Raw genomic sequence first — 10,793 nt, 5'->3', positions numbered from 1 at the left:
TGATCTTCACCAAGCAAGTCGATGGCGCTGCGGATGGTTCTGACAATACCGGCCGGTGTGTCATCGCAGGTGACATCTTTCCAGTAACCGATACCGATCACGCCACCGGTGGCAGCAATCTGTTTCATCAGCGTGTCAGGAAAATTCCGTTTTACCCGACAGTGCGAAAAAATACCGCTGTGGCTGACAACCAATGGTTGTGCTGTGATGGCCAGTACGTCTTTCACCACCTGTGGAGAGGAATGTGCGAGGTCGATAATCATGTTTTTTTCAGCCGCTCTGAGTACCACCTCACGGCCAAACGGAGTCAGCCCCGCATTGGATGTGCCATGCAATGAACCGCCGAGCTCATTATCAAAAAAATGCTGCAGGCCGATCAGGCGATAACCGGCAGCGTAGAGTTTATCCAGATTTTCGATGTTACCTTCCAGCGGATGTCCGCCTTCCATCCCCATTAATGCTCCGATCAGGGCTTTTCCCTGTTCGCGCGCGCTGACAACGGCTTTTATATCGGCCGCCGTGCGGATTAATGTCAGTTGCTCCGGTGCTTTGTCAGCATAATGTTTCAGGCGTGTTACCTGATACAGTGCACGCTCATACAAACTGTTCCAGCTGGCAACCGGCCAGGTCTGGGCAATGGCGAGCGGGGTGATATTGTCTGCAGCATCTTTGCTGTTGGCATGGTAGTTCTGACCGCTGGGACTTTTGGTAACCGCGGTAAATACCTGCAGGGCAACATTGCCCTCACGCAGCCGGGGAATATCAACCTGACCGTAATCGCTGCGTTGCAGCAGGTTTCTGTCCCACAGCAGGGAATCGGCATGCCAGTCACCAATCAGCAGCGTCTGATGCAGTGCACGGGCTTCCGCAGAGACAGACCAGGGTTTGTGGCTTTTTACGCTGTTCATGCCTTTTTCTACCTGGCCAGGCACGATAATGCGCGCTGCGATTAAGGCCAGAATTAAAAGGATGAATAATACGTACAGTATTTTGCGCAGCACGGGAGGCCCCTGATCTGTCCGGTGAATGATGCTACAGGTTATTGGCTGCAGGTCGCGGCGGCAATAGCTTCCTGAGTAACGATTTCTTTCAGGCTTTTAATCGCTTCAAAGCGGTATGGATTGGTTTGTGCGCCGTCATAGTTGCAACCTTTTCCGGGGGGCAGCTGAGTAAATTCAACCACCACATGATTAGCCTGCTCCAGCACGTCATCGATACGGATACCGTAACCGCCATTCGGGCGGATGCCGAGGTCAATCAGCACAATCTGGTACTGGTTAAAATCAACATCTTTGCTGCTTTCCGCGGAGTAGTCTGCCAGCACTTCACGATAATCATCGGCATTATTCAGTATACGGATGGTTTTAATTTCGCTGCCGCTGCCAATGGTCTGCAACCCCTGATGCAGGGTCGTGTGGGAAAGACGGTTTTCCGCTTCCTGGTCGGTGGCGACACAGCCGAATAATAAAACAGAGGCACTGATCAGCAGGGCTTTCACAGGCAGCAGATGATTGCGTGTCATAACATTGTCCTTACATAGCGGGGATAAAAATCTTCCGGTGTTTACCGGACGACAGAAATAATGCTGCGTAGCATGACGGCAGCGGCCTGTCTGAACAATCCGTCGCATGTAAACCCCGTGTAATATTCACAGTCAAATTTCTCCCTGCTATACCCCCTGGTGACACATCGGCGATAAATTCCTTGATAAATGTGGAGGTATATTGTCTGAAAAAATGGCTCCGGCACAGTTACATTTCTCTTTCTGTCGCCGCTTTCATTTTCCTGATCCTTTGTCTAAACCTGTTACTGTTAGCCGCTTCAATAGTGGCATGGATGCACCGCCGACTTGCGCAGGAAGGGCAGAAAATATGCAGTTATCCATTCGATCCCGGCTGATTTATACCATCGCATTTATGGCGTCTTTACTGCTTGTGATTGGTGCTATCGGTATTTTCAGCCTCGCCGCGATGAATCATTCATTACGTTCGGTATACGAAGACCGGGTGGTTCCGTTACAGCAACTGAAGGTGATTGCTGACCATTACGCCGTGAGCGTGATCGATGCGGTAAATAAAGCCAATGCCGGATTGATCAGTGGCAGTCAGACCCTGCAGCTTTTACATGAAGCCGCAGGGGATATTGATGCTGAATGGCAGCGTTATATGTCAACTTATCTCACCGCCGATGAGCAGGCGCTGGCAGATCAGGCGCAACAGCTGTTTGTTCAGGCAAATCGCTCTCTGGATGAGCTGGAGCGGTTTCTGGAACTTAATCCGGGCAATCTGAAGGGACAGCTGGATGCATTTGATGGGCCGCTGTACGCCACCATTGACCCGATCAGCAGTAAAGTCAGTGAGCTGACTCAGCTGCAACTGACCGTCGCAAAAGAAGAATTTATCAGTTCACAGTCTTTGTACCAGTGGGTCAGGGCGCTGGCGGTGATTATGATTCTGATAGGCGTGGCTATGTCCGCTTATTCCGGATTGTTACTGATCCGGGCTATCTCCGTACCACTGTCCCGCGCGGTTGCGGTGGCGGAAAATATTGCCGCAGGCCGGTTAAATAACAGCATCGAGGTATTACGTGAAGATGAAACCGGCCAGTTAATGATTGCGATGCAAAAAATGCAGCAGGCCATTCAGAAGTATGTAGAGGATCAGCAGACGCTGGCTGACCGGCATGCTCAGGGCGTTCTCAGCGCCCGTCTGGATGCACAGCAATATCCGGGAACGTTCGGTGAAATGGCCGGCCAGGTAAATGGTCTGGTCGAAGACTATATCGCCGTAATTAATGAAACCATTGCGGTGATTGCGGAATATTCACAGGGCAATTTCGACCGCGATATGGTGGCACTGCCCGGTGAAAAAGCACAGATCAGTGCATCGGTTGCGGAAGTAAAACGGGCATTGCTGGAGATCAGTGATGATATTCAGCAGCTGTCCGCTGCCGGTGCCAGCGGTGATTTCAGCCTGCGTTGTGATGCCAGCCGTTATCGTTTCCGTTTTAAAGACATGCTGGATAATCTGAATGTGCTGATCTCAACCTGTGATGCCGGCTTTAACGATATATTGCGGGTGGCTGAAGCGCTGGCCAGTGGTGACCTGCAACAAAGTATCGATAAAGACTATCCGGGATTGTTTGGCCGAACCAAAGCCGGCGTTAACCAGACCGTGTATGCGTTGCGTAAGGTGATTGGTGAGGTAGAGGCTATGGTGCGGGCCGCCGCTGATAATGGCGATTTCAGCGTGCGCCTGAGTCATGAAGATAAACAGGGCTTTTCTCTGACCCTGGCTGAACGCCTGAACAGCCTGTCGCAGATTACAGACACCGGTCTGCGCGATGTGATGCGGGTGGTAACAGCACTGGCCGATGGCGACCTGACGCAGAGCATCAGCGCTGATTACCCGGGCTTATTTGGTGAAACCCGTCAGGCTGTCAATGCAACTGTGCGTAATCTGGATGCTCTGGTCAGCAATATCAAGCAGTCGGGTATGACGATTCAGGTGGCGTCTGGTGAGATCGCTCAGGGGAATGCTGATCTGTCACGGCGCACCGAATCCCAGGCCAGTAATCTGGAGCAGACGGCGGCCAGCAGTGAAGAGCTAACCAAGACTGTATTACGTAATACAGAGAGCGCGAAGACCGCTAATACACTGGTGCAGGAGTCGGCAAACATTGCACAGGAAGGTGGGCTGGTTGTGCGTCAGGTAATTGAAACCATGGGGCTGATTCAGCAGTCGTCAAAGAAAGTGGTCGATATTATCAGTGTGATCGATGGCATCGCATTCCAGACCAATATTCTGGCATTGAATGCCGCCGTTGAAGCTGCCCGGGCCGGCGATCAGGGACGCGGTTTTGCCGTGGTCGCAGCCGAAGTCAGGAGCCTGGCGCAACGCTCGGCTCTTGCGGCCAAAGAAATCAAAACCCTGATCGAAGATTCCGTTACGCTGGTTGAGAATGGCAGTCATCAGGTGCAGCAGGCGGGCGATACCATGGCTGGTATTGAGCGCAGTATTGGCCGGGTAAAAGATCTGACACTCAGTATTGTTGAGGCCTCGGTTGAGCAAAGCAGCGGGCTGGCACAGGTGAATCAGGCGGTTGCACATATGGATGAGGTGACGCAACAGAATGCGGCATTGGTGGAGGAGGCGGCTGCTGCTGCGGAATCTCTGATGGAGCAGGCCCGGTTTATGTCTGAGGCGGTGAGTGTGTTCCGTTTGAGCGACATGGTACAGGGGAGCGGTCATGCTGTGCTGCGGAATCTGGCCTGAGCCGGAAAAGAGCCGTAACGGCCCAATAAAAAAGCGCCCGCAGGCGCTTTTTTATTGCTCAGTATGAACCTGTCAGGCCGCGTTTTCGCTGCTGACCGGTTTAACCACGAACAGTAAGTCGCCCTGGTTAACCTGCTGACCATCGCTGTTCATAATGCGCGTTACCTTGAATTTCTGCCCGGCAGGGTAGAGTTCGGTACCGGCACGATTGAACTGTTTCAGGCTCAGCGGAGTGAACATCTTCATGGCTTCCATCAGACACAGGGTCTGGTCAACACCGATGATATCGCCTTCTTTGACAAAGGCCGGTTCACTTGGCGATGACGATCCGTAGAAAATACTGGTCGATGGCGACAGTACTTTCAGCTCGTCGGAACCTTCGATCTTCAGTGCCGCCGCGTCAACCGCGTTAGCGCTCATGTCTGCTGCGTCTTCAATATCTTTGATCAGCGCATCAACGTCGATACGGTCAAGGAATTGCGGCAGATAGGTGGTGTCGTAGACACCGTCCTGGAAGACTTTGTCGTCCAGCACGCGCTTGAGCAGCGGGATATTGGTGCACACGCCGGTAATGCGTACGCGTTCCAGATATTCACGCATCTTGGCGATGGTGTCGTTGCGGTCTTTACCGTAACAGATGATCTGCACCACCATGCTGTCGTAGAACGGCGATACCTGTTTGCCAGGTGCCGCCATCGCGATCAGCTCAATGTAGTCTTCTTCCGGCAGCACGCAGTCGCGGATCAGGCCTGGTGTTGGTACGAATTCAACATCGTCACCCTTACGCACAGCTTTCTCAGCGTTCACGCGTACTTCAATGGCATAACCCTTGGATACCGGCTTCAGGTCAGCAATGCTGTCGCCCTCGGCAATGCGGAACTGGGTGCTGACGATATCAATACCCGACACCAGTTCCGTCACCGGATGCTCTACCTGCAGACGGGTGTTCATCTCCATGAAGTAGATGGTGTTGGCGTGCAGGTCGAAAATAAATTCAACCGTACCGGCACCGACGTATTTCACCGCATCCGCCAGTTTGGCAGCAAAATCGTAGGCCGCCTGTTCCAGATCACGCGGCAGCATGGTGGAACCGGATTCCTCGAAGATTTTCTGGTTGTTACGCTGCACCGAGCAGTCGCGCAGACCGAGAATCTTGGTGTTGCCATGGCTGTCACGTAATACCTGTACTTCGATATGACGCAGGGAGGTTACGTATTTTTCCAGATACACGTCGCCGTTACCGAAAGCTGCTTTGGCCTCAGTAGAAATCTGGTGGAACAGGGCGTGGATCTTATCCGGTGAATGCACCACCTGAATGCCTTTACCGCCACCACCGTGTACCGCTTTCAGCAGCACTGGATAACCGATTTCATCGGCTACCGCAGCGGCATTGGCGGAACTGGTCAGAATGCCGTGGGAACCCGGTACAACAGGCACATTCACACGCATCGCGGTGTTAATGGCGTTGGACTTGTTACCCATGGTTTCCATCGAGGAAACCGGCGGTCCGACAAAGTTAATGTCGTGGTTACCACAGAGGGCGGCAAACTGGCTGCTTTCCGACAGGAAGCCGATACCCGGGTGCAGCGCATCCACGTTTTCGTGGTGGGCGATACGCAGTACCGATTTGGCGTTCAGATAGCTTTCGTCCGGGGTGTTACCACCGATACAGACCACACGGTCTTCAGGCCCGAGCATATCCACCGGTACCGATTCCATATCCGGGTCGGATGCAATCAGAATGACCTTGATATCGTTTTCCTGTGCCTTGCGGATCAGTTTCACCGCAGTACAGCCACGGGCGTGGATCAGCACCTTGTCGATCTTGCCGTATTTTTTCAGTTTGCTGGCATTGGCGCCGGTATCCGGAGCCATGCGCTCCGCCGTGACATAGCCCTGCAGCACGCGGTCGAGTACATCATCGACGCTGAAGCGGGCAACCGGCATATCCGGGTCGATGGCACGCAGGCGGTCGTCCAGATCATCAAAGAACGGGTGGCTGACCAGCCCGTCCATCGACTTAGGCGATACCGACAGGTAGTTCGACAGGGTACAGGTGCTTGGCAGATAGCTTGGTACCACGATCTGGCCGGCAAATGGCATATTGGTGCCGGAGAAGTAGTAGGTCTGTGCCAGCGGGTGAGTCACAAAACTCGCCTGCGCACCACCGGTACAGTCACCGAAACCGAAGATCACGATCGGCAGATCGTTATCGCGTACGAAACGGGTGATACGGTCGTTAACCACGGCCATAGAGAACAGGGCAGCCGCACCTTCTTTGGTCTGCATACCGCCGGAGGAAACAAAGCACACGATCGGCAATTGCAGACGCGCACATTCCACCATCAGCTTACAGAACTTCTCAGCGGAGGCCATATCGAAGGCGCCGGCCTGGAAGTCGAGGTTGGAAACCAGCGCACCGACCTGTTGTTCACGCTCACCGATTTTGATGGTACCGATACCGGTGATCACACCGCAGGGCTTGATGTCTTTCTTCAGCGCACCTTCGATTGAGCTGCGGAAGCCTGGGAAGGCCACCGGATCGGCGGACATCAGGCTGGCATTCAGTTCTTCAAAATCGTTGAAGAAGCGGTCAATGATGGCCTGTGCTGAGGTCTTCTTCTGACGTTTGGTATCGTCCAGAACCTGCTGAATCAGCAGATCGTGGTAAGCCATGGTCAGACGGTTCCAGAAATCCTTACGGCGACCGATAGAGACCGGGTTGATACGGCCGTTATAGGTCTTACCATCCTGCTCGGCTTCATGATATTCCGGCAGCAGTTTTTCGAAAATAAAGGTGATCACCACAAACAGGGTGTCGGACAGGCGCGGGAAGGCCAGTTTTTTCCATTCCTCAACCGACTTCAGGAAGTCGCCACGCTGATTACTCTTGATAAAGTAGCTCAGCCAGTGGTTAAAGGATTCGCGCTCCTGGGCGGTATAACTGTCGCCTTCGGTGGCTTCGGCCAGAGATTTCTCCAGCAGGGTTTTCACCGACTCGCGTGACAACGAACGGTCTTCGTTGGCTTCTTTTGCCACGCCGACCAGATTGTTGATGAAGTTGTCGTACAGCTGACCAAACACCAGCATGTTCTGACATACCTGGCTGAACTCGTAACGCAGTTCGTCGTGCAGAATGGCATCCAGAATGGTGATATCCGGGTGTGCCGGGTTCTGAATGTTTTCCTGACGGAACTGAATGTAAGGGGCCAGTGCTTCTTCAATGATGCGACGGTTGGCTTCCACTTTGATGCTGGCAATACTGTTGGCCAGTGCTTCGGTACGGGTGGAGAGTTTTAAATCCGCGCGGATATGATCCGGAATCAGCTCATCTTTGAGGATGCTGTTCAGAGCGGTTGCCAGTGACTGCTTCAGTGCGCCCTTGGACTTTTCCTTGGCCAGGCCCTGAGTCAGTTCCTGACGGGTTTCGTGCGGCAGTTGCTCGCGAATGTAAGCGGCCAGCGGATGCGGGTTCTTTTCTACGAACTCAGCCACGGCAACGGCATCGAGGATGTCATTGGCGCGCAGCAGGAAACGGCTCTGCTTGTAGTCTTCAAGGTAATCCATCAGTCCCTGGAAATTAACCGAGGCATCGGATTTCCAGCGGTTAAACAGATACAAACCGAGGTTAAAGCACAGTTCCTGCTTGGCTTTTAAGTAATTGTTCTTGGGCTCGCCGAAGAACAGACGGGCGATGGTGCTGCGGCTCTCGTCACGGTCTTCGTACTTGCTCCAGAAGTTTTTCCAGCTTTTGTGCAGATTGTCGTCGTAGACGATTTTTTCCGGTGCCTGCAGCCAGTTCTGGAATTTGCGCTTGGATTCGCGCTGCAGACGGGACTGCAGCTGGCCTTCCGGTACTTCTTTTTCTGCCAGGCGACCGTAGTTTTCCAGTGTTGTGGAATGAATACGGCGGCGCAGGGTGAGGTAGCGGGTATAGCGATAGGTCAGGCCGAACAGGTTGATATGCTCGGTCGGAGTCTGGGCAAGGAAGAAGTTAGAGTCTTTCTGCAGCTTTTCCAGTTTCTCAGACGGCTTAAGGAAACGTTCAACACTGCGCTGATAATGGTCCATCAGATATTTGCTGTGACGGGCAAACTCGGCGGCACTGGCTTCGATGGATTCGATACCGGTGGTAATGGCCTGATGCAGGTTGAAACGCTTTTCGTCAGCATCGGTCGGGGCGTAATCGATGATGCCATCGATAATCCCGGCTTCACGCAATTCAAAACCGGATACGCCAACGTACTTGGCACATTCCTGCCAGGACAGGTTGTATTTACGTGCAATGGACGCCAGACCCTGCGGCTGAATGGTGTTGAAAATACCATCACGCACGCTGAGCAGAATATTGGTGGTTGCCAGCGGAATTGCACCACCGGAGTAGCCAGCACCCCAGATAATACCGAGGGTTGGCACATCATTGTTGGCCATTTCGGTAATCAGGTGGGAGATGCTGTGTGCCTGGTTGCCGGCATTCGCGGCTTCACCGGCATCGGCTCCGGGGGTGTCGATAAAGGTAACAATCGGCATGGCGCGACGGGCAAAGGCACGGGCCTGCTGGGCAGCACGGTTGTGATGCTGTGGCTGCCACGCACCGTTGGCGTGTTCACGGTTCTGGCAGATAAAACCAACGCGGCGTACATGACCACCAAAGTCCATATCGGCCTCGGCGCAGTACAGCGGGCCGTCTTCTACTTCGGTGATAACACGCAGCACCAGATGCTGTACCACAGCTTTAGCGCCCATGCGGCTGTTGCTTTCGCTGGGCGCGACGATCTGTTCAATATAATTGTCGATATTCAGGCCACGCAGGCGCTCAAGTTCGGCCTCGCAGCGTTCCGGAGAGATCAGCCCTTTAACGCTCTGATCAACGGCGTTATCTTCGTATTCCGGAAACAGGGAAAAGTCGGCAGACAGCTGTTCTGCTTTCTGGAACAGCTGGTCGATATGTTTGGATATGGCGTTTCCTGTTGAAACCTGTTGCTCTGTCATCGTTACTACATTCCATAATGTGCCGATATTCAATCGGGCCGGCCTGAATCGGATGTCGCGGAACCAGCCCATCATGCCTCTGTAAAACTACCGCCACAGCCAGAAAACTGACCGTGTGCGGATTAACAGGGGGCATTAGTAAAACCTAAAAAGTCTTTCTTGAATATCACTAATAACCAGTAAAAGCGACTCAGTACACGTTTTTTCAGAGGGACTGAAAAATCAGGGTCGCGTTGGTCCCACCGAAGCCAAAGCTGTTCGACATCACGGTTTTAAGCGCAGCGTCGCGGTTTTCGGTCACGATGGGGAAACCAGCTGCGCCTTCGTCTTTTTCGGTGATGTTGGCACTGCCGGTAATAAAACCGTGCTTCAGCATCAGCAGGCTGTAGATAGCCTCCTGTACCCCGGCGGCACCCAGAGAGTGACCGGTCAGAGATTTGGTTGAGCTGATTGGCGGTACTTTGTCGCCGAAGGCCTGGCCTACGGCGCGCAGTTCGGTAATGTCACCCGCTGGCGTGCTGGTGCCGTGGGTGTTCAGATAATCAATGGTAGGGTTGCCTGCCATTGCCAGCGCATCCTGCATGCAGCGCACGGCACCTTCGCCGGACGGCGCAACCATGTCAGCACCGTCGGAAGTGGCCGCATAGCCGATCAGTTCAGCGTAAATAGTCGCGCCACGGGCAACGGCGTGTTCGTATTCTTCCAGTACCAGCATGCCGCCGCCGCCAGCGATGACGAAACCGTCACGGGTGGCATCGTAAGGGCGGGATGCAGTCTCCGCAGCGTCGTTGTATTTGCTCGACAGAGCGCCCATGGCATCAAACTGCATGGTCAGAGACCAGTGTTCTTCTTCGCCGCCACCGGCGAAAACGATGTCCTGCTTGCCCCACTGAATCAGTTCCATCGCATGACCGATGCAGTGTGCACTGGTGGCACAGGCGGAGGTCATGGAGTAGTTCACACCTTTAATAGAGAACGGCGTTGCCAGGTTGGCCGATACGGTGCTGCCCATGGTGCGGGTTACGCGGTATGGGCCGACCTTACGGATACCTTTTTCACGCAGAATGTCGACGGATTCAACGATATCGCTGGAAGACGCACCGCCGGAGCCGGCAACCAGGCCGGTACGGGGATTGCTGACCATCTCAGCGGTCAGGCCGGAATCTTCAATGGCTTCACGCATGGATAAATAAGAATAAGCTGCGGAGTCACCCATAAAGCGTTTCAGCTTGCGATCGATGACCTCATCCAGATCAATGTGCGGTTTGCCGGCGACGTGGCTGCGGAAGCCGAGTTCGGCGTATTCCGGCATATAGCTGATACCAGAGCGCTGTGCCCGCAGGGATGCCAGTACCTCATCTTTGTTATTACCCAGACAACCTACGATTCCTAAACCTGTAACCACAACTCGACGCATAACTGATACTCTGATTCTTATTAACGAAATGAAATCCTGTACAGCCTATGACAGAAATATTGAGGTAATATTTCAATCCTTTGGCGGCCACCACTATATAGCAGTCGTCA

Annotated in this window: 5 protein-coding genes; 1 reads left to right on the top strand and 4 read right to left on the bottom strand. The window is 53.5% G+C overall.

Annotated elements, in window-relative coordinates; genetic code table 11:
• The coding region (locus B3P58_RS00545; protein ID WP_286715194.1) for a dipeptidase at positions 1–1,001 on the bottom strand (1,001 nt) is incomplete at its 3' end.
• A 38-nt stretch (positions 1,002–1,039) separates the two neighbouring features.
• Positions 1,040–1,522 carry a protease complex subunit PrcB family protein gene (locus B3P58_RS00540; RefSeq protein ID WP_286715191.1) on the bottom strand — a complete coding sequence of 161 codons (483 nt, stop codon included), beginning with the start codon at positions 1,520–1,522 and terminating at the stop codon, positions 1,040–1,042.
• A 349-nt stretch (positions 1,523–1,871) separates the two neighbouring features.
• Here B3P58_RS00540 and B3P58_RS00535 point away from each other — a divergent pair, with 349 nt between their 5' ends.
• Entirely contained in the window at positions 1,872–4,274 is a 2,403-nt protein-coding gene (locus B3P58_RS00535) for a methyl-accepting chemotaxis protein (protein ID WP_286715188.1), read from the top strand.
• A gap of 72 nt (positions 4,275–4,346) precedes the next feature.
• Here the strand turns inward: B3P58_RS00535 and B3P58_RS00530 are convergent, their stop codons facing one another.
• Together B3P58_RS00530 and fabB are read right to left on the bottom strand one after the other, a co-directional pair.
• Positions 4,347–9,266 carry a biotin carboxylase N-terminal domain-containing protein gene (locus tag B3P58_RS00530; RefSeq protein ID WP_286715185.1) on the bottom strand — a complete coding sequence of 1,640 codons (4,920 nt, stop codon included), beginning with the start codon at positions 9,264–9,266 and terminating at the stop codon, positions 4,347–4,349.
• Between the two features lie 205 nt (positions 9,267–9,471).
• Positions 9,472–10,683, bottom strand: a complete 1,212-nt coding sequence (fabB, locus tag B3P58_RS00525) for a beta-ketoacyl-ACP synthase I (RefSeq protein ID WP_145468919.1) — start codon at positions 10,681–10,683, stop codon at positions 9,472–9,474.
• Positions 10,684–10,793: the final 110 nt, after the last annotated feature.

It is taken from the genome of Thalassolituus sp. UBA2009 (genome assembly GCF_002335285.1).
Classification (GTDB): domain Bacteria; phylum Pseudomonadota; class Gammaproteobacteria; order Pseudomonadales; family Oceanobacteraceae; genus Venatoribacter; species Venatoribacter alkanivorans.
Note: the sequence above shows the minus strand (reverse complement) of the source record. Positions and strands in the feature narration are given on the sequence as shown.

Coding starts and splice junctions, on each gene's coding strand:
- fabB (WP_145468919.1), bottom strand. CDS start 10,683: ATGCGTCGAGTTGTGGTTACAGGTTTAGGAATCGTAGGTTGTCTGGGT.
- B3P58_RS00530 (WP_286715185.1), bottom strand. CDS start 9,266: ATGACAGAGCAACAGGTTTCAACAGGAAACGCCATATCCAAACATATC.
- B3P58_RS00535 (WP_286715188.1), top strand. CDS start 1,872: ATGCAGTTATCCATTCGATCCCGGCTGATTTATACCATCGCATTTATG.
- B3P58_RS00540 (WP_286715191.1), bottom strand. CDS start 1,522: ATGACACGCAATCATCTGCTGCCTGTGAAAGCCCTGCTGATCAGTGCC.